At 72.7% G+C, this 24,755-nt stretch carries 17 protein-coding genes and 1 riboswitch; of the genes, 14 read left to right on the top strand and 3 right to left on the bottom strand.

The annotated features are described in order from the left end of the window. Positions 1 to 154: 154 nt before the first annotated feature. Positions 155 to 1,387, bottom strand: coding sequence for an MFS transporter (locus LIV37_RS10125; protein WP_020867020.1), 1,233 nt, complete (start codon positions 1,385 to 1,387; stop codon positions 155 to 157). 224 nt (positions 1,388 to 1,611) lie between these two features. Here LIV37_RS10125 and LIV37_RS10120 point away from each other — a divergent pair, with 224 nt between their 5' ends. From LIV37_RS10120 to LIV37_RS10070, 11 genes are all read left to right on the top strand, one after another. Further along, on the top strand, positions 1,612 to 2,838 hold the full coding sequence (locus tag LIV37_RS10120; protein ID WP_020867019.1) for an ROK family transcriptional regulator: 1,227 nt from the start codon (positions 1,612 to 1,614) through the stop codon (positions 2,836 to 2,838). A 129-nt stretch (positions 2,839 to 2,967) separates the two neighbouring features. After that, entirely contained in the window at positions 2,968 to 4,272 is a 1,305-nt protein-coding gene (locus tag LIV37_RS10115; protein WP_020867018.1) for an alginate lyase family protein, read from the top strand. Between the two features lie 369 nt (positions 4,273 to 4,641). After that, a riboswitch (FMN riboswitch) is annotated at positions 4,642 to 4,772 on the top strand. Between the two features lie 155 nt (positions 4,773 to 4,927). Further along, positions 4,928 to 6,061: a bifunctional diaminohydroxyphosphoribosylaminopyrimidine deaminase/5-amino-6-(5-phosphoribosylamino)uracil reductase RibD gene (ribD, locus tag LIV37_RS10110; protein WP_121825634.1), complete on the top strand. Its 1,134-nt coding sequence runs from the start codon at positions 4,928 to 4,930 to the stop codon at positions 6,059 to 6,061. 1 nt (position 6,062) lies between these two features. Next, a complete protein-coding gene (locus LIV37_RS10105; RefSeq protein ID WP_020867016.1) occupies positions 6,063 to 6,695 on the top strand; it encodes a riboflavin synthase in 633 nt (210 codons plus the stop codon). Beyond that, positions 6,692 to 8,026 (top strand): bifunctional 3,4-dihydroxy-2-butanone-4-phosphate synthase/GTP cyclohydrolase II, encoded by a 1,335-nt coding sequence (locus tag LIV37_RS10100; protein ID WP_020867015.1) that lies wholly within the window; start codon positions 6,692 to 6,694, stop codon positions 8,024 to 8,026. The genes LIV37_RS10105 and LIV37_RS10100 overlap by 4 nt, the downstream gene beginning before the upstream one ends. A 56-nt stretch (positions 8,027 to 8,082) precedes the next feature. Further along, complete coding sequence (gene ribH, locus LIV37_RS10095; RefSeq protein WP_020867014.1) at positions 8,083 to 8,568, top strand: 6,7-dimethyl-8-ribityllumazine synthase; 486 nt, start codon at positions 8,083 to 8,085, stop codon at positions 8,566 to 8,568. Between the two features lie 36 nt (positions 8,569 to 8,604). Next, positions 8,605 to 8,877, top strand: coding sequence for a phosphoribosyl-ATP diphosphatase (locus LIV37_RS10090; protein ID WP_044568481.1), 273 nt, complete (start codon positions 8,605 to 8,607; stop codon positions 8,875 to 8,877). 82 nt (positions 8,878 to 8,959) lie between these two features. Continuing rightward, positions 8,960 to 9,808 (top strand): ATP phosphoribosyltransferase, encoded by an 849-nt coding sequence (gene hisG, locus LIV37_RS10085; protein WP_020867012.1) that lies wholly within the window; start codon positions 8,960 to 8,962, stop codon positions 9,806 to 9,808. A gap of 72 nt (positions 9,809 to 9,880) precedes the next feature. Further along, positions 9,881 to 10,336, top strand: coding sequence for a PH domain-containing protein (locus LIV37_RS10080; protein WP_020867011.1), 456 nt, complete (start codon positions 9,881 to 9,883; stop codon positions 10,334 to 10,336). 320 nt (positions 10,337 to 10,656) lie between these two features. Beyond that, positions 10,657 to 12,033, top strand: a complete 1,377-nt coding sequence (locus LIV37_RS10075; RefSeq protein ID WP_121826132.1) for a hemolysin family protein — start codon at positions 10,657 to 10,659, stop codon at positions 12,031 to 12,033. Continuing rightward, entirely contained in the window at positions 12,030 to 13,142 is a 1,113-nt protein-coding gene (locus LIV37_RS10070) for a hemolysin family protein (RefSeq protein ID WP_020867009.1), read from the top strand. Before LIV37_RS10075 ends, LIV37_RS10070 begins: the two co-directional genes overlap by 4 nt. Before the next feature lie 226 nt (positions 13,143 to 13,368). Here LIV37_RS10070 and LIV37_RS10065 read toward each other — a convergent pair whose 3' ends face one another. After that, a complete protein-coding gene (locus LIV37_RS10065; RefSeq protein WP_020867008.1) occupies positions 13,369 to 15,258 on the bottom strand; it encodes an AAA family ATPase in 1,890 nt (629 codons plus the stop codon). Positions 15,259 to 15,657: 399 nt separating this feature from the next. Next, positions 15,658 to 16,287 (bottom strand): uridine kinase family protein, encoded by a 630-nt coding sequence (locus LIV37_RS10060; RefSeq protein ID WP_020867007.1) that lies wholly within the window; start codon positions 16,285 to 16,287, stop codon positions 15,658 to 15,660. A gap of 172 nt (positions 16,288 to 16,459) precedes the next feature. Between LIV37_RS10060 and LIV37_RS10055 the strand changes: the two genes are divergently transcribed. The 3 genes from LIV37_RS10055 (at position 16,460) to LIV37_RS10045 (ending at position 24,753) form a co-directional block, all read left to right on the top strand. Then, entirely contained in the window at positions 16,460 to 17,896 is a 1,437-nt protein-coding gene (locus LIV37_RS10055; protein WP_121825635.1) for a peptidase C39 family protein, read from the top strand. Between the two features lie 183 nt (positions 17,897 to 18,079). Beyond that, positions 18,080 to 23,635 (top strand): non-ribosomal peptide synthetase, encoded by a 5,556-nt coding sequence (locus LIV37_RS10050; protein WP_020867005.1) that lies wholly within the window; start codon positions 18,080 to 18,082, stop codon positions 23,633 to 23,635. Then, complete coding sequence (locus LIV37_RS10045) at positions 23,635 to 24,753, top strand: saccharopine dehydrogenase NADP-binding domain-containing protein (protein ID WP_020867004.1); 1,119 nt, start codon at positions 23,635 to 23,637, stop codon at positions 24,751 to 24,753. Before LIV37_RS10050 ends, LIV37_RS10045 begins: the two co-directional genes overlap by 1 nt. The last annotated feature ends 2 nt before the right edge of the window (positions 24,754 to 24,755 follow it).

Genomic DNA, 24,755 nt, shown 5'->3' with positions numbered 1-24,755 from the left:
TTTCGGCGCTCACCGAAGCATGGCGGTGTCGGCGACGGACGGTGGCCGTGCGGGGGCTTACCGATGGTGGTGCGGGAGCCGACCGATGGCCGTGCGTGCGGGAGCCTACCGACGGCGGTGTCGGCGACGGTGCACCGCCCGGCCCCGGCCCCCGTCAGGAGAGCGTGGCCCGGGATGTCGACGGGTCGGGGTGCGGGGCGGAGCCCGTGGGGTCCGTCCCCGCCGGGGTCCGCAGCACCCCGGCCCCCGCCACCAGCCCCAGCGCCAACGTCGTGACCAGGCAGAACGAGATCGTCAGCGAGGTCAGATCCGCGATCGAGCCCATCGCCGCCGGAGCGATCAGCCCCGAGGTGTAGGTGATCGTGGCGACGCCCGCGATGGCCTGGCTCGGGGCCGGGCCGCTGCGCCCGGCGGCGGCGAAGGCCAGCGGCACCACGACCGCGATGCCCAGGCCGATCAGGCCGAATCCGGCGATGGCGAGGGCGGGCCCGGAGGCGCTGACCACGAGGACGCCCCCGGCGGTGGCGAGGACGCCGCCCGTCCGTACGGTCCGCACCGGCCCGAAGCGGCCCACCACCGCGTCCCCGACGAGCCGGGCACCGGCCATCGTGCAGGAGAAGGCGGTGGTGCAGGCGGCGGCGACACCGGGGGAGGTGTCCATGACGTCGCGCAGGTAGACCGCGGACCAGTCCAGGCTCGCCCCCTCGGCGAAGACCGCGCAGAAGCCCACCGCGCCGATGATCAGCGCGGAGCGGGGCGGCAGGGCGAAGCGGGGCGGCGGATGCTCATCGGGGGCGCTGCGCAGGTCCAGGACCCAGTGGCAGGCCACCGCGCCGAGCACCGTGAGGACCCCGGCGGCGATGGCGAGGTGGAGCCGGGCGTCGGCCTCGGCGTGCGCGGCGACCGTGCCCGCAGCCGAGCCGGTGAGCGCGCCGACGCTCCACATGCCGTGCAGCCCGGACATGATCGAGCGGCCGAGGCGGTTCTCGATCTCCACGCCGAGGGCGTTCATCGCGACGTCGGCCATCCCGGCGGTCGCGCCGAAGATGAGCAGCGCACCGCACAGCCAGACCAGCCCGGGCGCGAGAGGGGGCATCACCAGCCAGACGGTCCACAGGGCGAGCAGTCCGCGCAGCGCCGTGCGGGCGCCGAAGCGATGGCTGATCCGCCCGGCCAGGGGCATCGCGATCGAGGCCCCGATGGCGGGGAAGGCGAGCGCGAGGCCGAGTTGACCGGCGCTCAGGTCCAGCCGCTCCTGGACCCAGGGGATACGGGTGGCGAAGTTGCCGGTCACCGCGCCGTGCACGGCGAAGACCGCCGCGACGGCGATCCGCGCCCGCCGTACCGGGCGCATCTCGGACGCCCCGGACTCCTTGAGCCTGCCCATACTTGTCGCACCCTCCCCGTAGCGCCGACCCGTGTCCGTGCCCATGTTCTTGTCTGTGCCCGTACCAAGCACTTGTGCCCGTACCCGTGCTTGTGCCCGTACCGGTACTTGTTTGTGCCCGTATCCGTGCTTGTGCGCGGCCTGTGCCGTGGCCCACCGGAAACTATCAGGAAGGCTCCCTGATAGATAGAGCTTTTCCCACGGCCTTCTGGAAGGATCCCGGCATGACCTCGACGAGCGTGTCCGTGGCGGGCCGCACCGCCTCTCCGAGTACGGCGCGGGCCATCAACGACCGCCTCGCCCTGCACCTGCTCAAGGACAAGGGGCCGTTGACCGCGGGGGAGCTCAAGTCGCTGACCGGGCTGTCCCGCCCCACCATCGCGGACCTCGTCGAGCGGCTGCGGCAGACCGGACTGGTGGCGGTCGTGGGGGAGTCGGGGGCGGAGCGCCGGGGGCCCAACGCCCGGGTGTACGGGCTCGTCGCCGACAGCGCGCATGTGGCCGGGGTGGACGTCCGTACGGACGGCGTCGCCGTCTGCGTGGCCGATCTGCTGGGCCGGACGGTGGCCGAGGAGTCGCTTCCGGTGGCCCCGGACGTGGATCCGGCGCACACCGTCGCGGCCGTGGTGGCCCTCGTGGAGCGGGCCGCCGAGCGGGCCGGGGCGGCGCGGCTGCACCACATCGGGATCGGGATGCCCGGCCTCATCGACCCCGCCACCGGGGAGCTCAACTCCCCCGGCGGGCTGCCCTCCTGGCACCGGGAGCTGGCCACCGCGCTGCACGGCGGCCTCGCGGCACCGGTGCTGCTGGAGAACGAGGTCAATCTCGCGGCCGTCGCCGAACAGCGGCTGGGCGCGGTGCGCGACCGCGACACCTTCGTACTGCTGTGGCTCGGCCACGGCATCGGCGCGGCCGTGGTGCTGGACCGGGTGCTGCGGCGCGGCGCGTCCGGCGGCACCGGGGAGATCGGCTTTCTGCCGGTGCCGGGCACCGTGGGGCTGCCCTCCGCCACCGGCTGCGACGGCGGGTTCCACTCCCTGGTGGGCAGCGCCGCGGTCTGTGAACTCGCCCAGGAGCACGGCCTCGAGGCCGCGGCGGGCGGCTCGCGCGGGGGCGCGGCGGAGGGTTCCGGCGCGGCGGAGGCGGTGATCCGCGCGGCCCTGGCGGCGGGGGAGCGGGGCGAGACGTTCCTGGACGCGCTGGCGGCCCGTATCGCGCTGGGCGTCGCCGCGATCTGCGCGGTGCTCGACCCGGGGTGCGCGGTGCTCGGCGGCGAGGTCGGCCGGGCCGGGGGCGAGGGGCTCGCCCGGCGGGTGGAGGAGCATGTGGCCCGGCTGTCGCCGCTGCGGACGCGGGTGCGCGCGGGGGTGGTGGGCGGCGGCGGGGTGCTGCGGGGCGCCGTGCTGACGGCGCTGGACGCGACGCAGAACGAGCTGTTCGGCGCTCCGTAGCCCTTCGGCGCGCCGAACCCGTGGGGTGAGGGCATTCCTGTGCGATCTCTTGTCGTGCCCATGGAGCCGTCTTACTCTGAGCCCGATCTCAATTCTGAATAGCGTTCAGCTATCTGATTGGAGTGCTCGATGGGTGCACCTCCAGCGGGACGCGGGCGGATCGCCCGGGCGATCATCGCCGCCGCCGCCCTCCTGGCCGTCCTGGCGATCCCCGCCGCCCCCTCCGCGCAGGGCGCCGAGCGCGTCCGGCATTCCGGCCCGGTGCCCCGCACGGTGGTGCTCGACGGGCCCCGACTGTCCCTCACCAAGCTGAAACTGCAGCTCGGAGACCGGAATCTGCGGCGGACCGTACGCGATCTGACCACCCAGGCCGACCAGTGGATGAAGCAGGGCCCCTGGACGGTCACCGACAAGGACCAGGTGCCGCCCAGCGGCGACAAACACGACTACTTCAGCCAGGCCCCCTACTGGTGGCCCAGCCAGCCCAAGACCGAGGACAATCCGTACGGCTGCCCCTACGTTCAGAAGGATGGCCAACGGAACCCCGACGTGGACAAGATGACGGACCGTCCCGAGGTCGGGAAGGTCTTCGAGTCCGCCTACGAGCTCTCGCTGGCCTGGTACTACACCGGTAAGCGGGCCTACGCCGAGCACGCCGCGGACATCCTGCGCACCTGGTTCATCACCCCGGAGACCCGGATGAACCCGAACCTGAACCACGCGCAGTTCATCCCCTGCATGTACGACGGCCGCTCGATCGGGATCATCGACTTCTCCCAGGCCTTCACCAGCCTCCTCGACGCCGCCGCACTCCTCGACACCGGCGCCCCCGGCTGGTCCGACAGCGACCACGCGGGCTTCCGCACCTGGAACAAGCAGTTCCTGGACTGGCTGGTGAACAGCGACTTCGGCAAGGAGGAAGGCGCCGCCGAGAACAACCACGGCACCTTCTACGACATGCAGGTCGCCGCCATCGCCACCGCCGTGGGCGACCGGGACCGCGCCCGCCAGGTGCTCCGCGACGCACGCACCAAGCGCATCGACACGCAGATCGCGGCCGACGGCACGCAGCCACAGGAACTGGAGCGCACCCGGAGCTTCCACTACTCGACCTTCAACCTGGTCGCGTACACCCGGATGGCCGCCATCGGGAAGCACGTCGGGGTGGACCTGTGGCACTACACCGGGCCCGGCGGCGCGAACCTCTTCAAGGCGGTCGACGTCCTGCTCCCGGCGGCCACCGGCGCCGCGCCCTGGCCCTACCCGGAGCTCGACTTCCGCGCCTACGCGGCGAGCGACATCGTCCACGCGGCGGCCGACGCGGGTGACCGCAAGGCCCGCGCCGCGCTGCCCGAGCTCCAGACCCCGCCCGGGGGCGACCTGTGGGCCCTGCGGCCGGCGGTGGAACAACTCGACAGCATCGCCCAGGGCTAACGGCCACCCCTCCCGAATCGGGGGCAGGCCCCCGTCCCCCGGATCGGGAACGATCTCCGCGTCGCGGCATCCGGCCGGGGTCGGGGTGCCTTGGGGGCGGCAGGGGGCCGCCACCTGCGGGGCGCCGGGGGCTTGGTGGAGTTCCACGGCATGAGGGCCGTTCCCGGGCGGGGCTCGGGGGCTTGCCCCCGATTCGGGAAGGGGCGGGGTGGGGGATCTGACCCGGGCCCGGGTGGGGAAGCCGCTCCGAACTGCGGTGGGGGATCAGGTGGGGCCCGTCCAGGGCTTGGGTGGGTGAGGGAGGCCACATGGGGGTTGGCTCCCAGCTGGGCTGATGGCCATGGCACACTGGGCCCGTACCAGTGACGTCAGCGCACTCCGGGGTCGGTGAAAATCCGAACCGGCGGTTACAGTCCGCGACCCGTCCGCCGCCAGCGGCCGGTTGACCAGGTGAAATTCCTGGACCGACGGTGAAAGTCCGGATGGGAGGCAGTGCGCGGCGGTAGCGACATCACCGGTGCGCCGCCTCGGCGGTTCGCTCTCGCGTATGCGGAATGCGGGCCCTCACCGATCCCGGCGTGCTGGCGGCGGCGTTTCCGCTCCCGTGTCATCTCGACAGCCCCGGAGTCCGTGCCCGAAGAGGCAGGAGGACCCGGTGGCCACCGCAGCCGAAGCCCAAGCGATGCGCCATGCCGTCGCGCTCGCCGCCCGCGGTCTCGGCCACACCAGCCCCAACCCCGTCGTAGGCTGCGTGATCCTCGACGCCGGTGGCCGTGTCGTCGGCGAGGGCTGGCACCAGCGGGCCGGCGGCCCGCATGCCGAGGTCCACGCGCTGCGCGCGGCGGGGGAGCGGGCCCGTGGCGGCACCGCCGTCGTCACCCTCGAACCCTGCGACCACACCGGCCGCACCGGCCCCTGTTCGCGGGCGCTGCTCGCCGCCGGGATCGCCCGCGTCCACTACGCCGTCGCCGACCCCACCGCCCAGGCCAGGGGCGGCGCCGCGACCCTGGCCGCGGCCGGGGTCGAGGTCGACGCCGGGCTGCTGGCCGAGGAGGCCGAGGCGGTCAACGAGCCCTGGCTGACCGCGATGCGCCGCGGTCGCCCCTTCGTGCTGTGGAAGTTCGCCGCGACCCTGGACGGCCGTAGCGCCGCCGCCGACGGCACCAGCCGCTGGATCACCTCCGACGAGTCCCGCGCCGATGTGCACCGGCTGCGCGCGGAGGCCGACGCCGTCGTCGTCGGCTCCGGCACCCTGCACGCCGACGACCCCCACCTGGCCGTACGGAACCCGGAGGGCACCACCCAGCCGCTGCGGGTCGTCGTGGACTCGGGCGCCACGATCAAGCCCGGTGCCCGGGTTCTGGACGACGCCGCGCCCACGCTGATCGCCGTCGCCGAGGACGCGGGCATCGCGCATCTGCCGCGGCGGCCGGGCGTGGAGACCGTAAGGCTGCCGCGCGCGGAGACCGGCCTCCGGATCCCCGCGCTCCTGGCCGAACTGCACGGCCGCGGGGTGCGTTCCGTCCTGCTGGAGGGCGGGCCCACCCTCGCCGGGGCGTTCCTCGCCGCGGGCGCCGTGGACAAGGTCGTCGGCTATCTCGCCCCCGTCCTGCTCGGTGCCGGCCCCGCCGCCCTCGCCGACGCCGGAATCACCACCATCGCGCAGGCGTTGCGCCTCGAGACGGTCGATGTGACCCGGCTCGGTCCCGATCTGCGCGTCACCGCCGTCCCCATCGCCGCCCCCATCCCCGTTCCCGCCGCCCCCGCCCCCCTCGCCGAGGAGAACTGAAGTGTTCACCGGAATTGTCGAAGAACTGGGTGAGATCGTCGCCATCGAGCACCTGGGCGACGCGTCCCGCTTCCAGGTACGCGGCCCCGTCGTCACCGAAGGGGCGAAGCACGGCGACTCCATCGCCGTCAACGGCGTCTGTCTCACCGTCGTCGACATCATCGAGGACGCGGAGGGCACCCGGTTCAGCGCCGACGTGATGGCCGAGACGCTGAACCGCTCCAGTCTCGGCGCGCTCGACATCGGCTCCCGGGCCAACCTGGAGCGCCCGATGGCGCTGGGCGGGCGGCTCGGCGGCCACATCGTGCAGGGCCATGTGGACGGCACCGGCGCAATCCTGGACCGCAAGCTCTCCGAGCACTGGGAGATCGTGAAGATCTCGCTGCCCGCCGAACTCAGCCGCTACGTCGTCGAGAAGGGCTCCATCACGGTGGACGGCATCAGCCTCACCGTCGTGGACGCGGGCCCCGACTACTTCACCGTCAGCCTCATCCCGACGACCCTCGCGCTCACCACGCTCGGGGTCAAGCAGGCCGGTGACCCGGTCAACCTCGAGGTGGACGTACTCGCCAAATACGTCGAGCGGCTGCTCGGACGGGACAACGGCACGCAGGACAAGGAGGCCACATCATGAGTGAGGCATACGCGGTGACCGACCCGCATCCGAGCAGCGGCCCGGCCGCCTCCCTGCGAACCGCGCAGTGGCCCGGCGAACTGGCACTTGACCCCATCGAGCGCGCCATCGCCGACATCGCCGCGGGCCGCCCCGTGGTCGTCGTGGACGACGAGGACCGGGAGAACGAGGGCGACCTCGTCGCCGCCGCCGAGACGATCAGCCCCGAGATCGTCGCCTTCATGATGAACGAGTGCCGTGGGCTCATCTGCGCGCCCATGGAGACCGCCGACCTCGACCGGCTGCGGCTTCCGCAGATGGTCGAGGAGAACACCGAGTCCATGCGGACCGCCTTCACCGTCTCGGTCGACGCCACCGCCGAACACGGCGTCAGCACCGGTATCTCCGCCGCCGACCGGGCCACCACCCTGCGGCTGCTGGCCGACCCGGACACCACCCCCGGCGACCTCGTCCGCCCCGGCCACATCTTCCCGCTGCGCGCCCGCCCCGGCGGGGTGCTCGAGCGCGACGGCCACACCGAGGCCGGGGTCGACCTCGCCCGGCTGGCCGGACTGCGCCCGGCGGCCGTGATCTGCGAGATCGCGGGGGAGGACGGCGCCATGCTGCGCCTGCCCGACCTGGTGGCCTTCGCCCACAAGCACGACCTGGCGATCGTCTCCATCGCCGATCTGATCGCGTACCGCAAGCCCGCCGAGCCGCTTGTGCGGCGCGAGGCCGAGACCCGGCTGCCCACCGCCTTCGGCGACTTCCGGGCGTACGGCTACCGCGCGGCCGACGGCGTCGAGCACATCGCGCTGGTCCAGGGCGACATCCGGGACGGCGAGGACGTGCTGGTCCGCGTCCACTCCGAATGCCTCACCGGCGATGTCTTCCACTCGCTGCGCTGCGACTGCGGCCCCCAGCTGCACGCCGCGCTGGAGCGGGTCACCGCCGAGGGCCGGGGCATCGTCCTGTATCTGCGCGGCCATGAGGGGCGCGGGATCGGACTGCTGTCCAAGCTGCGCGCGTACGAGCTCCAGGAGCTGGGCCGGGACACCCTGGACGCCAATCTGGAACTCGGCCTGCCCGCCGACGCGCGGGACTACGCCGCGGGCGCGGAGATCCTCGCCGACCTCGGCGTGCACTCGCTGCGGCTGATGACCAACAACCCCGAGAAGACCACGGCGCTGGTCCGGCACGGGCTGCGGGTCACCGGCCGGGAGCCGATGCCCGTCCAGGCCGGGGAGCACAACCTCCGCTACCTCCGCACCAAGCGGGACCGGATGGGGCATGACCTGCCCTGGCTGGACGGCGACCGCGCCGAGCCCATGTCGGCCTGCGGCAACCAGTAGCCACACCGACGCACCACCACAGAAGCACCGGAACACGAGAAACACCGAGGAGAGACGTGAGCGGTAAGGGCGCCCCCGAACTGTCCGTGAAGAACTGCGGGGACCTGCGCGTCGCCGTCATCGCCGCACAGTGGCACGAGAAGGTGATGGACGGGCTGCTCGACGGCGCCCTGCGCGCGCTGGGCGAGCTCGGCATCGACGAGCCCACCGTGCTGCGGGTGCCGGGCAGCTTCGAACTGCCGGTCGTCGCCAAGGTGCTCGCGGGCCGCGGCTATGACGCGATCGTCGCCCTGGGCGTCGTCATCCGCGGCGGCACCCCGCATTTCGACTATGTGTGCCAGGGCGTCACCCAGGGGCTGACCCAGGTCAGCGTGGACACCGGCGTGCCCATCGGCTTCGGCGTGCTGACCTGCGACACCGACGAGCAGGCCCTGGACCGGGCCGGGCTCGCGGGCTCCAGCGAGGACAAGGGCCACGAGGCGGTCACCGCGGCCGTCGCCACCGCCACCACCCTGCGCTCGGTCGCCGAACCCTGGCGCTGAGGGGCGTCGCACGACCCAAGTAGGATGACGGACACGATGCCCAAGAAGACGTTCGAGGAGCTCTTCGCCGAGCTCCAGCAGAAGGCCGCCACGGCCGACCCCGCCACTTCCCGCACCGCCGAGCTGGTCCACTCCGGTGTGCACGCCATCGGCAAGAAGGTCGTGGAGGAGGCCGCCGAGGTGTGGATGGCCGCCGAGTACGAGAGCGACGAGGCGACCGCCGAGGAGATCTCCCAGCTCCTGTACCACCTTCAGGTGATGATGGTCGCCAAGGGGCTGACCCTCGACGACGTCTACGCCCACCTCTGAGCACCCCCGTCAAACACCCGCACCCTGGCTACCGAGCCAGCTGAGCCACCGAGCCACCGAGCAACCGAAGGAAAGAGCACTCATGCTGCGCATCGCCGTCCCCAACAAGGGTTCACTGTCCGAGCCTGCGTCGGCGATGCTCCATGAGGCGGGCTACCGGCAGCGCAAGGACCGCAAGGAGCTGGTCCTGGTCGACGCGGAGAACGAGGTGGAGTTCTTCTTCCTCCGCCCCCGCGACATCGCCGTCTACGTGGGCTCCGGCCGGCTCGACATCGGCATCACCGGACGCGATCTGCTGCTGGACTCCGGCTCCCAGGCCGAGGAGATCATGCAGCTCGGCTTCGCCGGGTCCACCTTCCGCTACGCCACCCGTCCCGGCACGGCGAATGACGTCAGCGAGTTCGGCGGGATGACCGTGGCCACCTCCTTCGCCGGACTGGTCACCAAGCACCTCGCCGACAACGGTGTGGACGCCGCCGTGGTCCACCTCGACGGCGCCGTCGAGACCGCCATCCAGCTCGGTGTCGCCGAGGTCATCGCGGATGTGGTCGAGACCGGCACCACCCTGCGCAACGCCGGGCTGGAGATCATCGGCGAGCCCATCCTGGAGTCCGAGGCGGTCGTCATCCGCCGCACCGGCGACCCCAGCGACGACCCCAAGGTCCAGCAGTTCCTCCGCCGGATGCAGGGCGTCCTGGTGGCCCGGCGCTACGTGATGATGGACTACGACATCCGGGTGGAGCAGGTGGAGCGCGCCGTGGCGCTCACCCCGGGCCTGGAGTCGCCCACCGTCTCCCCGCTGCACCACGAGGGCTGGGTCGCGGTCCGCTCGATGGTCCCCGCCAAGGACGCTCAGCGGATCATGGACGAGCTCTACGACCTGGGGGCACGGGCCATCCTCACCACCGGCATCCACGCCTGCCGCCTCTGACGGCCCGCCCCGTCCGCAGCCCCATCCAGTTCCCCCATCCCTCCCATCCCTCCCATCCGAGAGGCCGACCAGGTGTCCGCCGCCGCGCCCACCCCCGCCCTGCCCGTCACCTTCCGGCCGACCAGGACCCGGGCCGTCCTGATGACCGTCGGTATCGCCGCCCTGGTCGTCCTCACGGCCGTCGCCCTGCTGCTGGAGCGGCTGGGGCCGGGGGAGCGGGCCAGCTTCATCCTCACCGGACTGCTGTTCTTCGGGGTGCTGACGCTGCTCAGCCGCCCCAAGGTGGTGGCCGAGGAGGGCGGTGTGACGGTGGTCAACCTCACCACCAAGCGCCGGCTGGAGTGGGCGGAGGTGCTCCGGGTCAATCTGCGCCCCGGTGACCCCTGGGTCTATCTGGACCTCGCCGACGGCACCAGCCTGCCCGCGATGGGCATCCAGCCCGGCATCGCCAAGGCGCACGCCATCAGCGACGCGCGGGCCCTGCGCGCCCTCGCCGAGCGGCACGGGACGGGCCGTGCCGCGGACTGAGCCACCCGGCAGGACCGCCCGGCCCCAGCGGGGTTGAGCAGCCCCTTTACGTCCGCTTCCGTCCCCTGCCGGGCGGGCCCCACGAACCGGCCGACGAGCGGATCGGCACTCCAACGGCGTGAGGGGCCTGCCCGTCATGCCCCATCCTTGTTTACTCTGTTGCCGGGGCCGAACGACGCCCCGCCCCGCCTCTCCAGCGCGCACGCCCGCGTGCGCCCCTGGCGGGCTCCCCTGCGACCCGAGGAGTGACTCCCTCAGCAGATGGACGGATCGTCCTGTAGTACCTGCGCCGCCGCCGACCACGAGGCGGCGGCATGAGCATCACCCTTTCCCTCCTGCTGCTGTCCGCGGCACTCGTCCTGATCCTCGCCAACGGCTTCTTCGTGGCCGCCGAATTCGGCCTGGTCACCGTCGAGCGACCGGACGCCGAGCGAGCCGCCGACGAGGGCGACAAGCGCGCCCGTACCGTCGTCGAGGCGCTGCGCGAGCTGTCCTTCCAGCTCTCCGGCACCCAGCTCGGCATCACCATCACCTCGCTGATCGTCGGCATGCTGGCCGAGCCCGCGCTCGGCCATCTGCTGACCACGCCGCTGGAGGTGGTCGGGCTGCCCCACGGCGCCGTGTCCGGTGTCGCCATCGTGCTCGGCATGCTGCTGGCGTCCGCCGTCCAGATGGTCATCGGCGAACTGGTGCCCAAGAACTGGGCGGTCTCCCGGCCGCTGCAGGTCGCCCGCTTCGTCGCGGGCCCGCAGTACGCCTTCGCCCGCTTCTTCCGGCCCGTGATCGCCCTGCTCAACACCGTGGCCAACCGGCTGGTACGGGCGCTGGGCGTGGAGCCCACCGAGGAGCTGGCCTCCGCCCGCACCCCCGGTGAGCTGGTCTCGCTCGCCCGCCACTCGGCGCGGGCCGGCGCGCTCGAGCAGGACACGGCCGATCTGTTCGTCCGTACCCTCTCGCTCGGCGAGCTGACCGCCCAGCATGTGATGACCCCGCGAGTGCGGGTCAGCGCGCTGCACTCCACGGCGACCGCCGTGGACGTGCTCAATCTCACCCGGGCCACCGGGCTGTCCCGCTTCCCCGTCTACCGCGACCGGCTGGACGAGGTCATCGGGATGGTGCACCTCAAGGACGCCCTCGCGGTGCCGTCCGACGACCGGCTGCGCACACCCGTCAGCCGGATCGCCCAGTCCCCGGTGCTGGTCCCCGAGACGCTGCCGGTCCAGCCGCTGCTGGAGCGGCTGCGCAGCGAGCAGCCGATAGCCGTGGTCGTCGACGAGTACGGCGGCACGGCCGGTGTGGTCACGCTGGAGGACATCGTCGAGGAACTGGTCGGCGAGGTGCGCGACGAGCACGACGACGAGGCCGCGGAGACCCCCGACCTGGTGCAGACCCTCACCGAGGACGGCCGCACCGTATGGGACGCCGACGGCGGCTGCCGCGTCGACACCCTGCGCCGGATCGGCCTGGGCGCGCCCGACGGGCCGTACGAGACCGTGGCCGGGCTGGTGGCCGATCTGCTGGGGCGGATCCCCGCCCCCGGCGACATCGCCGAGCTGCCCGGCTGGAAGCTGGCCGTCCGGCAGGTCGGCCACCACCGGGCGGAACTGGTGCGCATCGTCCGTACGAGTACGAGTACGAGTACGCCACCCGCGCAGATGAGTGCCCCCGCCGCGGCCGGGAAGGCGGACGGACGATGAGTCTGGTACAGCTTCTCTTCGCCGTTCTGCTGGTCCTGGCCAACGGCTTCTTCGTCGGCGCCGAGTTCGCCCTGGTCTCGGTGCGCCGCAGCCAGATCGAGCCCCGCGCGGCCGAGGGCTCCGCCCGCGCCCGTACGGTGCTCACGGGCCTGGAGAACCTGCCGCAGATGATGGCGGCCGCCCAGTTCGGCATCACCATCTGCTCGCTGACCCTCGGCGCGGTCGCCGAGCCGACCGTCGCCGAACTGCTGGAACCGGTCTTCCACGCCGTCCACCTCCCCGAGCAGCTGATCCATCCGCTCGGCTACGCCATCGCGCTCGCCCTGGTGGTCTTCCTCCATCTGGTCATCGGCGAGATGGTGCCGAAGAACCTGGCCATGGCGGCGCCGGACAAGACCGCGCTGTGGCTCGGCCCGGGCCTGGTCACCTTCGCGCGGCTGTGCCGGCCGGTCACCGCACTGCTGGGGGCGTGCGCCCGGCTGGTGCTGCGGCTGTTCCGGGTGGAGCCCAAGGACGAGGTCGAGGCCGTCTTCACCAGCGAGCAGCTGACCCATTTGGTCGAGGACTCCCGGCAGGCCGGGCTGCTCGACCCCGGGGAGCAGGAGCGGCTCGCGGACGCCCTGGAGCTGGGCAGCCGCCCGGTCACCGACGTCCTCCTGGACCCGGCGGGCCTGGTCACCGTGGACCCCTCGGTCACTCCTCGGCAGATCGAGGAGCTGACCGTGCGCACCGGCTACTCGCGCTTCCCGGTGTGCGGCCCCGGTGGCGCCTTCATGGGCTATCTGCATGTGAAGGACGTCCTGGAGCTGGAGTTCCCGGAGCGGGCCGTGCCGCAGCGGGTCTGGCATCCGATCGAGACGCTCCGGGCGGAGCTTCCGCTGGACGACGCCCTCACCGCGATGCGCCGGGCCGCCTCCCATCTGGCGGCCGTCGCCGACGCGTCGGGCACGGTGCTGGGGCTGGTGGCCCTGGAGGACGTCCTGGAGAAGCTGGTCGGCGAGGTCCACGACCCCGCGCACCGGGGCGGGACCCGGGACCGGGTGGCCGAGCCGCGGGGCGAGGCGGCGCCCGCCGTGCCCTCCGGGGAGGAGCGGGCGATGGTGGGCTGACCCCGCGGTCGCGCTGCGGTAGCGCCTGCGGAGGGCCCTTCCCTACCTGCCCCTTCCCACAGCCGGGGCTCCGCCCCGGACCCCGGTCCTCAATCGCCGGACGGGCTGAATTTCAGCCCGTCCGGCGATTGAGGACACGCCCGAAGGGCGTCCGGGGGTCCAGGGGGCGGAGCCCCATGGTTCGGGAAGGGGCGGGTCGGGGAAAGCCCGCCGCAGGCGCGCGCCGCTATCCCAGGGGCGGGTCCTGCGGGTCGCGGTACATGGGACCGCGGCCCGACAGAACCTCCCCGTACGCCTGCATCAGATCCGGCAGCCGCAACGTGGCGAGGTCATCCCGGGTCGGAGTGCCACTCCACCCGGACAGCCGCAAATCCCGGTACGCGCAGCTCTTCTCGTACAGCGTGCGCAGGAACCGCCCGTTCCCCAGCTCGTCGATCCAGCCCTGGTCCACCACATGGCCGCTGATGCTGCGCAGCTCCTCCACGGACTCCTCGTCCCACACGTCCCCGTTCTCCGCCGCCAGCACCTCACCGATCCGGGTGAGCTCCAGCGGCCGGTAGCTGGGGAAGTCGACGCGGGTGGTGAAGCGCGAGCCGAGGCCGGGGTTGGCGGCCAGCAGCCGGTCCATGCCCTCGGGGTAGCCGGCGAGGATCACCACCAGCCGGTCGCGGTTGTCCTCGGCCCGCTTGAGCAGCACCTGAAGCGCCTCGTCGCCGTACGCGTCGCCCTTGCTGTAGCCCGAGTTGGACAGGCTGTACGCCTCGTCGACGAAGAGCACCCCGCCGAGCGCCGAGTCGATCAGCTCATTGGCCTTCACCGCCGTCTGGCCCAGATACTCGCCGACCAGGTCGGCCCGCCCGGCCTCCACCAGATGGTCGCCGCCGAGCAGCCCGAGGGCGTAGAAGACCCGGCCGAGGATGCGGGCCACGGTGGTCTTGCCGGTGCCGGAGGGCCCGGAGAAGACGAAGTGCCGCTTGGGCGGCTGGACCGGCAGGCCCTGCCCGGCGCGCAGCCGCGCCATATGGAGCTGCGCCGACAGCGCCCGGACCTGCCGCTTGACCGGCTCCAGGCCGACCATGCGCTCCAGCTCCTGCAGCGCGCTCTCCAGCAGCACCGGATCGGAGGGGCCGGGCTGGGCCGGCAGCCCGGCCCGGTCGCGGGTGCCGCCCGCGCCCATCACGGCGGGGCCCATCAGCGGCGGGCCCTCGGGGCCCTCGGCCGCGGCGCGCGGATCGCGGCCGTCGGACAGCGTGTCGGCGGGGTCGGCGGCGGTGGCGTCCCGGCCGTCCGTGGAGTCCTGGCCACCGGCCCCGGCCAGCGTTACGGCGGCGAGGTCCGCGGGCTCGTCAAGACCGTCGGACTCGGCTATCGCCGCCAGCCGTGCCGAGGTGTCCATGAAGGTGGAGTCGATGCGGTGCACCGCGCGGTAGAGGGGGAGCGCGGCGGCGCTGCGCCCGGTGCCCTCATGGGCGCGGGCGAGCCAGTAGCGCAGCTCCTTGCGCTGGGGCTGTTCGCTGCGACAGCGCATTAAGGCGGCGGCGAGCAGCGGTTCGGCCTGGCTGTACATCTCCAGCCGGACCCGCGCCATCCCGGCGAACAGACCGGCCTCGATGCCCAGGAACGGATCGTCCAGCAGCGGCTCGGTGTGGCGGACCAGCTGCTCCCAGTCCTTGACCAGATAGGCGCGGCAGGCGTGCAGGAAGCGGGCCTGCGGATCGGCCTCCACCGGAGGGCAGCCGGCCAGCGCCCGGTCCAGCTCGGGCACATGGCGGCCGTCGAGCCAGTGGGAGGCGTGGGCGAGCAGCAGGTCCCGGCTGGTCTCCAGCACGGGCTGGACCCACCAGCCCAGCCAGTACCAGGAGTTGAGGGTGCGGCGGTGCCGGGCGCGCTGCTCGCCGAAGCGGTCGCGGTGCCGGTACATCCGCAGCAGCGCCGCCGCCGTGTCGGCCCGCAGCGCGTGCAGTCCGAGCCAGGCGTCGGCCATTCCCGGATCGAGCCGGGTGGCGGCCCGGAACTCCTCCTCGGCCTGTGCGTACGCGCCCATCGTGTAGGCATCGACGGCTCGCAGCCAGGCGAGGTCGGCCGGGGCGTGCGAACCCTGCGTGCCGAAATTCATCACGTCCCCCACAACCGCTGCCCCCGTGGATGCCGCAGGGGCGACTGCCCCTTTCGCATCGTACCTGCGCAACTCGTATGGGCCGAGGGTGCCGCACTGTTGTTCGTCGCAATCACACAAGGCCGGACGGGTGTGCGCGGGGGCGTGTAGGGGGCGCACAAGGCCTGGGGCGGGTCGTCACCCAGAGTGAGCAAGTGGCCGCGCAAAGCAGCGGAAAACCGGCGCCAGACAGGACGAAGCCCCCGATCACGGGGGAACAACCGGGGGCTTCGCGTTGTGGGACGACTCGTACGAGTCGCACATTGAGAACGTAAGACCTGTATGGGCCCCAGGTCAAGCCGAGTTGGAGTACGCGTCATGCCTCGGGCGGCGGCGTCAGGCCCGGTCGGGGGCATGGGCTCACGCTGTGTGAGGCCAGGGGGTGTTTCCGTCGGTAGCCGCGGGTCCCGGTAGCACCTCATACCCCTCCTTCCCCTGCTGTACCAAGGCTCCTGCGTACGGACGGGACGGATCGGCGGCGAAATGCGCACGCTCGGCGGGCAGCCACCCGTCCCAGAATGCGGACATCCCCGGGCCGTCCCGCAGCTGACCGCGCCGCCAGGAGTCCCGCTCGGGCAGATCCATCCACAACAGCTGCGCCAGCCGCGGGCGCATCGCGCGGCGGCCGCTGCCCACCCCCTCCAGCAGCACCACCGGCGCGGGGTCCAGCCGCCGCCGGGCGGTGGCGAAGCGGCGCTCCACCCAGTCGTACGGGGCGTACCGCACGGCCGTGCCCCGGGCCAGCGGGGCGAGGACGTGGGTGTGCAGCCGCCCGGCCCAGCCGAAGAGCTCCTCATGGGTGGCGAAGTCATCCGTGTGCAGCACGGGGGCGCCGCCGAGCGCCTCGGCCAGCCGCCCGGCGAAGGTGGTCTTCCCGGAGCCCGCGTGGCCGTCCACCGCGACCAGCCGGACCGGCCCGCAGGACGGCGGCAGCGCACACAGGCGCCGCGCCAGCGCGTCCAGGCTGCCAACCGGTCGGTAAGTTCGCATCGGGAACCACCATACGGCCCTTCGGGCTCGTTCACTCCATTGGTTCACACCAATATTGATGGAGCGGGCGCCGGGGGAATCACTGGCCTGAGACCACTCGCAGCGGCCATAGTTGTGCGACTGTCGCGCACCCGCCGCCCACTGGACCGCACGACGACTGGGGGAACCCCGCATGACCAGATCTGGATCCACGCCCCGCCGCTCCGTGCTCGCCGCCGCCCTCGGCGTCGCGGGCGCCGCCGCCGTCACCACGACAGCCGCCGCGGCCGCCGGAACGGCCCGCCCGGCCCCCGGGACGGCCCACCCGGCCCACGCCGCGAAACAAGCCTCTGGGGACGCCGCCGCCCCGGCGGGCCCGAAGGCCGAGCGGATCGCCGAGTACCACGGCTGGACCAGCCACGCCGACTGGCTGGCCGGTGCAGCCAAGGGCGTCCGCGCCGAGTCCGGCGCCCGCCCCGGCATCGTCATCTCCCGCCCACTGGGCAGCGTGGACTACACCGATCCGCACACCGGCACCAAGGCCGCCTGGGAGTACGCCACCTGGACCTCCCCGGTGCGCACCCTCTCCGTGCCCGCGACCGAGGCCATCGTCTCCTGGAACGCCCGCACCCCGGCGGGCACCTGGGTCCAGATCGAGCTCAAGGGCACCTACACCGACGGCTCCGCGACCCCCTGGTACGTGATGGGCCGCTGGGCCTCCGACGACGGCGCCTCCTCCATCCGGCGCACCTCGGTGGACGACCAGAGCGACGACAAGAGCTCGGTGTGGACCGACACCTTCTCCATCGACGACCCGGCGAGCGGGCTGCGGCTCGCGAAGTACCAGGTGCGGCTCACCCTCCACCGCAAGCCCGGCACCACGCTCACGCCCACGGTGTGGCGGGTCGGCGCGATGGGCTCGGACGTCCCCGACCGGTTCGAGGTGCCCGCCTCCACGCCGAGCCTGGCCAAGGGGCGCGAACTCGTCGTACCGCGCTATTCACAGGAGATCCACAAGGGCCAGTACCCGGAGTACGACAACGGCGGCGAGGCATGGTGCAGCCCCACCTCCTCGCAGATGATCATCGAGTACTGGGGCCGCAAGCCCTCCGCGAAGGACCTCGCCTGGGTCAACCCGGACTACGCCGATCCGCAGGTCTGCCACGCCGCCCGGTCCACCTTCGACTACCAGTACGAGGGCTGCGGCAACTGGCCGTTCAACGCCGCCTACGCCGCCACCTACCGCGATCTCCAGGGCGTGGTCACCCGGCTCGGCTCGCTCACCGACGCCGAGAAGCTGATCGAGGCCGGCATTCCGCTGATCACCTCGCAGTCCTTCCTCAAGACCGAACTGGACGGCGCGGGGTACGGCACCTCGGGCCATCTGATGACCGTCATCGGCTTCACGGCGGAAGGCGACGTCATCGCCAACGACCCGGCCTCGGCAACCAACGAGGCGGTCCGCCACATCTACAAGCGGCGGCAGTGGGAGAACATCTGGCTGCGGACGAAGCGGTACAACGCCGACGGCAAGGTGGTCTCGGGCACCGGCGGCGTCTGCTACCTCTACTTCCCGGCCAAGCCCACCGCCGCCCAGCGGCGGGTGCTGAAGGAACTGGGCATCCGCTGAGCCGAGCCCCCGGGTATCCCTCATCCCTCACGGCCGACCACCGGGCCCCGTCACACGGCGGCGCGACCTCCCTCACCCCGGCTGATGGCATCCAGAATATCGGCAGTCGACAGGTGCGAGGCTGGCGGTCGCCGTACATCGGTTCCGGGATACCGGCACGAGTGTGCACGAGGGGGCAGCGGCATGAACGTCGGCGAGTACGTGGAGGAACTCACCGCACTGGGAGCGACGCTCTACGAGGAGGACGGCCGGCTCCGGTACCGGGCGCCGAAGGGGATCCTCACCGAGGAACGGCTGCGGGAGCTGCGGGACCGGAAGCACGCCGTACTGGAATATCTTCGCACCCGGGAGTTCGGGCCGGGTCTGGTGGCCGATCCGCGGGCCCGCCACGAACCGTTCCCGCTCACCGACGTCCAGTCGGCGTACCTGCTGGGGCGCAGCGAGGCGTTCGACTACGGAGGCGTGGCCTGTCACGGTTATCTGGAACTGGCGATGGCCGACGGGGCCGAGCAGGACGTGGAGGACGCCTGGAACACCCTCGTCCGGCGCCATGACATGCTGCGGGCGGTGGTCTCGGCCGACGGATACCAGCGGGTGCTGCCCGAGGTGCCGCGCTACGAGACGCGTCGCGCGGATCTGCGGGGAGCCGGCGAGGAGCGGGCGCGGCGGTGTGTCGAGGAGATCAGGGGGCAGATGTCCCATCAGGTCCGGCCGACGGACCAGTGGCCGCTCTTCGAACTGCGCACCACCCGCACCGCTCGCGGACTGCTGCTGCACCTCGCGGTCGACCTGCTCATCTGCGACTACGGCAGCATCCGGATGCTGCTCGCAGAACTGCACGAGCTGTGTACCAGCCCCGACAGGGGCTCTGAGAAGGCGGACGCCGACGAGGCCGGAGAACCGGCGCCGACCTTCCGGGACTACGTACTGGCGGCCCGCGCCGCTCAAGAGGGCACCCGCTACCAGCGGGACCGTGACTACTGGTGGGACCGCGTCGACGACCTGCCCCCGGCGCCCGAACTGCCCCTGCGCACCGACTCCCTGAGCGCTCCGCCGAGATTCCGCCGACACGGCACCCGGCTGACGACGGACCAATGGCGGGCGCTGAACCGGCGGGCGGCCCACGCAGGCGTGACCGCCTCGGGAGTGTTGGTGCAGGCGTTCGCGGAAGCCGTGGGGCGCTGGAGCCGCAGACCACGGTTCACGCTCAGCCTCACCCTGCAGAACCGGTTGCCCTTGCACCCGCGGATCGATCAGGTGATCGGTGACTTTAGCTCGACCAGCCTGCTCGCCGTGGACCTCACCGGAGGGGACACGCTGCTGGATCGCGTGCGCACGGCCCAGGACCGGCTCTGGGACGACCTGGATCACCGGTTGTGCTCCGGGGTCGAGGTGCTGCGCGAAGTCGCGCGGCGCCGGGGTCGGGACGAGGCCCTGATGCCGGTCACCTTCACCAGCACGATCAGCGGATCCCGTACCGCGGCCGGTTCCCACGCTCCCGAACCGGCGGCCTTGCTGCCCGGAGCCGAACTGGTGCACGGCATCACCCAGACGCCCCAGGTGTGGATCGACTGCCAGATCATGGAGGACGCCGGCGGGCTTCTGGTGCACTGGGACGTCCGGGACGGACTCTTCCCCGACCGGGTGATCGAGGACATGTTCGGTGCGTTCGCCGCCCTGGTCGCGGATCTGACCGACGGGGACGGCGCCTGGCAGCGGACCGATCCGGTGGAGCTGCCCGCTCACCAGCACGAGCGACTGGCCCGGGTCAACGCCACCGAGGCACCGCGCTCCGCCGACCCGCTGCATGCCGAGGTCATGGCCCAGGCACGGCGTACCCCCGGCCGCACGGCCGTCATCACGCCCGGCCGCACCCTGGACTACGCCGAACTGACCGGGCGGGCCCGAGCCGTCGCGGCGGCGCTGACCACCTCCGGCAGCGTCCCCGGGGAACGGGTGGCCATCGTCATGGACAAGGGCTGGGAGCAGGTGGTCGCGGTCCTCGGGGTTCTCCTCGCCCGGGGCGCCTACCTACCGGTCGACACCACTCAGCCGGCGCTGCGCCGCGACACCGTGCTCCGGGACGCCGGGGTACGGCTGGTGCTCACCCAGTCCCGGCTGGCACCCACCCTCGGCCTGCCGCCGGGGACGATGGCCCTGGCGGTGGACACGATGGAGCCCGCCGCCCAGGGCACACCGGCGGCCGGGGCGCCCGGAGCGGACCCCGACGACCTCGCCTACGTCATCTACACCTCCGGCTCCACCGGCACCCCGAAGGGCGTGATGATCAGCCACGGCGCGGCGCGCAACACCGTGGACGACATCAACTCCCGCTTCGCCGTGGGGCCCGATGACCGAGTGCTGGGACTGGCCCAGCTGGGCTTCGACCTGTCGGTGTACGACATCTTCGGCCCCTTGGCGGTCGGTGGCGCCCTCGTCCTGCCCGAGGCCTCGCGCCGCGGCGACCCCACGCACTGGGCCGCGCTCGTCCGGGAACACGGCATCAGCGTGTGGAACTCCGTACCCGCCCAGCTGCAGATGTTTCAGGAGTACCTGCGCACCGAGCCCGCCGCCGGCGCGGGCCGACTACGGCTCGCCATGCTCTCCGGCGACTGGATCCCGGTGACGCTGCCGGACGCCGTCCGCGCGCTGGTGCCCGGCCTGAGCGTGGTCAGCCTCGGCGGGGCCACCGAGGCGGCGATCTGGTCGATCTGCCACCCCATCGACACGGTCGACCCCGAACTGGGCAGCATCCCGTACGGCAGGCCGCTGGCCAATCAGAGCTTCCTGGTGCTCGACCCGCTGATGCGGAACTGCCCGGAACACGTCACCGGTGAGCTCTACATCGGAGGCGCGGGCCTCGCCCTCGGCTACCTCGGCGACGAACAGCGCACGGCTGAACGGTTCGTCAAACATCCGCACAGCGGTGAACGGCTCTATCGCACCGGCGATATGGGCCGTCGCATGGCCAACGGCGAGATCGAGTTCCTGGGGCGGGTCGACGGACAGGTGAAGCTGAACGGGCACCGTGTCGAGCTGGCCGAGGTGGAGGCGGCGCTCCAGGGGCACCCGGCGGCCCAGCTGGCCGCGGCCGTCATCCATGAGGAGGGCGGCGGCCGCCGGCTGGTCGCCTTCGCGGAAACCGCCCGCATCGAGCCGAGCGCGCCGCCCGCCTCCTGGCAGACCACACCGGCTGACCAGGCCGCGCTCGCCTCGGGAATGGCCGAGGGCGTCCGCGGCGAGGACGTGCGGGCGATGTGCGCCGCACTGGAGGAGTCCGCGCTGCTGTCCATGGCACGGCTCCTGCGTGAACGCGGTCTGTTCGCCGCGGCGGACGGCGTACACACCACCGACGAGATCATCGCGGCCAGCGGCGCCGCCCCGGACCACCACTATCTCGTACGACGCTGGCTCACCGCGCTGGCCGACGAGGGACGCCTGGTCCACGACCCGGTCGCGGACAGCTGGTGTGGCCTGGAGCCGGCCGACGAGCGAAGCATCCAGGCCGTGCGCGAGCGCATCGACGCGCTGGAACCCGTCGTCGGCTGGGGCGCCGCCCTGGTCCGCTTCCACCGCGACTGCGAACGGCACCTGGGCGACCTGCTGAGCGGTGAGCTCCCGCTGCGCGACCTCCTCTTCCCCGAGGGCCGTCTGGAGACCGCGGCGGCCGCCTACCGGAACAATCTGATCAGCCGGTACAACAACGCGGCCACCATCGCCGCGGTCCGCGCGATCGTGGCCGGGCACCGCGGCCCGGGGCCCGTGCGGGTGCTGGAGATCGGTGCCGGGATCGGCGGGACCAGCGCCGAGCTGATCCCGGCCCTGGCAGACCTCCCCGTCGACTACCACTTCACCGATGTGTCGCACTTCTTCCTCAACGCGGCGCAGGAGGCCTTCGCCGCCCATCCCTGGGTGCGCTACGGGCTGTTCGATCTCAACGCGGACCACCGCGCCCAGGGATTCCGGCCGAACTCCGCGGACATCGTCGTCGCGGCGAATGTGCTGCACAACGCCGTTCACGCGGGCGAGATGTTCGAGAAGCTGCGCGAACTGATCGCACCCGGCGGCTGGCTGGTCTTCATCGACGCCACCCGCGACACCTACCGGGGCATGACATCGATGGAGTTCAACGACGGGCTGACCGGCTTCGCCGACGAACGGGCCGGGACCGGCGCCACGTTCTTCACCCGGCGGCAGTGGCTGGACCTGCTCGACGCCGCCGGCGCCGACAGCGCCCTGTGCCTGCCGGCGCCGGAAAGCGCGCTGGCCCAGATCGGCCAGCAGGTCTTCGCGGCCCGGTTCAAGGCCGACCGTGCCGCCGTTACCCCCGCCGAGCTGCACGCCCATCTCGCCGAGCGCCTGCCCGCCTACATGATCCCGGTCGATATCCAGGTGGTCGACGCGATCCCGCTGACCGGCAACGGCAAGGTGGACCGGGCCAAGCTCACCGACCTGGCCGGCCAGGACGCCCCCGGCGCGGCCGCCGCGGGCGGCGGCGCGGCACCGCGTGACGAACTGGAGCGTGCGCTGGCCGACCTGTGGGCGCGGGTGCTGCAGGTCCCGTCCGTCGGACGGGACGCTGACTTCTTCTCCCTCGGCGGGGACTCGCTGCTGGTGGCGCAGCTCGTCGGCCGGATGCGTGAACGGCTGCCGCAGCTGGCCGGGGTGAGCTGGGACGATCTGCTGCGGATGGTGCTGAACCGGCCCACCGTGGCGGCGCTCGCCGACCGGCTGCGGGCGGCCGAGGCGCCCGCGGGCCTCGGCGCCGAGCCGTCGCCCCTGGTGGAACTGGCCCCGCGGCCCGACGGCGCGGCCGACGCGCCCGTGCTGGTCCTGGTGCACGACGGCACAGGGACGGTGGCGCCCTACCGCGCGCTGATCCAGGAGCTGTCCGGGCGGCTGCCGGTCCTGGGTCTCGTCGTCGACGACCTCGACTCCTATCTCGCCGCCGCGCCCGCGACGCTGGTCGGCGATCTGGCCGACCGGTACGCGCGCGTCCTGCTGGCCAAGGGGTACCCGAAGGTCCACCTCGTCGGCTACTGCATGGGTGGTCTGCTGGTCACCGAGCTGGCCGACCGGCTCACCCGGGCGGGCGCCGAGGTGACCGAGGTGACGATCATCAGCAGCTACCGGGTCCCCTACCTGGTGGAGGACGACCTGCTGGCCGAGTACGTCTTCGCCCGGATGATGCGTGCCGACACCGTGCGACTCGGCTACCCCGAGGACGAGGCCACGACCCGCGCGCTCGTCGAGGCGGTCACCGTCGAACACGGCGGCCGGGTGCCGCGCGGCGGCCTGACCGGGCGGTCCCTCGAGGGACTCGACCCGGGCGCCGCGGCGGCCCTGCGTACGCTGCGAACGCTGGGGACGCGGCCGCAGGAGGAACGGCTGAAGGCCATCGGGGCCCATATGCCCCAAGAGGAGGCGGAGCTCGGCTCACTGGAGCGGCTCTCCCGTCTGTACCGCACGGTCCAGCACAGCCTGGTGACAGTGGCCCTGCACGAGGCGACGCCGTACGCGGGGCGCGCCACGCTGGTCCGGCAGGTCGGGGAGGCCGAGATCTTCCCCGGGATGCACCGTGACATGGGCGCGTACTGGCAGCAGGTGTGCACCGGCGATCTGCGGATCGTGGACGTGCCGGGCGACCACTTCACGTGCGTGCGCCCGCCGCACGCCGACGCGGTCGCGGCCCTGCTGGCCGCGGAACCGGCGGCCCGGCGACCGCGGGGACGGCGTTGATGGCCGCGCCGCTGATCGGCATCCTGGGCGCCTATGGCGAGGTGGGTACGGTCGCCGCCCGTCGGCTGGCCGCCGAGGGCCGCTTCCGGCTGCGGCTGGGCGGTCGTGACCCCGAGTCGGCCCGGGGGCTCGCGGCCGAGCTGGGCCCGGTGGCGCGGGCCACGGCGGTGGACGCCCGGGACGAGCGGAGCCTCGCGGCGTTCGCCGCGGGCTGCCGCGCGGTGCTCAACTGCTCCGGTCCCGCCTATCTGTTGCTGGACAGGGTCCGGCGTGCGGCGTTCGCCCAGGGCGCGGACTACGTGGACGTGATGGACGACGGCACGGCCCCCGCACCGGCCGGGTCACGCACCGCGGTGTTGTCGGCGGGGCTGGTGCCGGGTCTGTCCGGGCTGCTGCCCGGTCTGCTCGCCGGGTCGATGGCCCGACCGCTGCGGTTCACCGGCGCGTACGCCGGGCTGGGCGCGCTCACCCATACGGGTGCCCTCGACTACCTGCTGAGCCTGGACCGCGGATACGGCGTGCCGATGGGGCTCTGGCGCGGCCGGGTGGTGCCCGGCGCACTGGGCACCGACGAGGACTTCCGGATCCCGGGCCTGCCCCGGCCGTTGACGGCGGTTCCCTTCCTCACCTCCGAAGTGGCCGAGCGGGCCGGGGCGCTGGGGCTGGAGGAGACGCGCTGGTACAACGCCTTCGACGGCCGCGCTCTGCTCGAAGTCCTGAACCGGGCGCGCCGCGGCACCGGGCGGGATCTGGACTCCCACGCCGCCGAGCTGGTGAGGGCAGGCGCCCTGGACGCGGCCGGGCGCACGCCGTACCACGTGCTGTGGGGCAGTCTGGACGGCGTCGGGCACGGCGGAGCGGCGGTGCGTCGTGCCGTGCTGATCCGGGGCGGGGATGGGTCCGAACTGACCGGCGAGGTGGGCGCGTTCGCGGTCGCGGAGGTGTGTGACGGGAGGGTGCCCGCCGGGGTGCACCGGGCGGCCGGGGTGCTCTCGCCCAGGCGGGTGGTGGACCGGCTGCGTGCGGTTGTCCCCGGTGTCGTGGTGGCCGAGGAGGGCGGGGACGCGGCACCGGGCCCGGCCCCCGCTCACCAGGCGGAGGAGGAGGGCGTCCTGTGACG

The organism is Streptomyces rapamycinicus NRRL 5491 (genome assembly GCF_024298965.1).
GTDB classification, from domain to species: domain Bacteria; phylum Actinomycetota; class Actinomycetes; order Streptomycetales; family Streptomycetaceae; genus Streptomyces; species Streptomyces rapamycinicus.
This window is presented reverse-complemented; position numbering and strand designations above follow the sequence as displayed.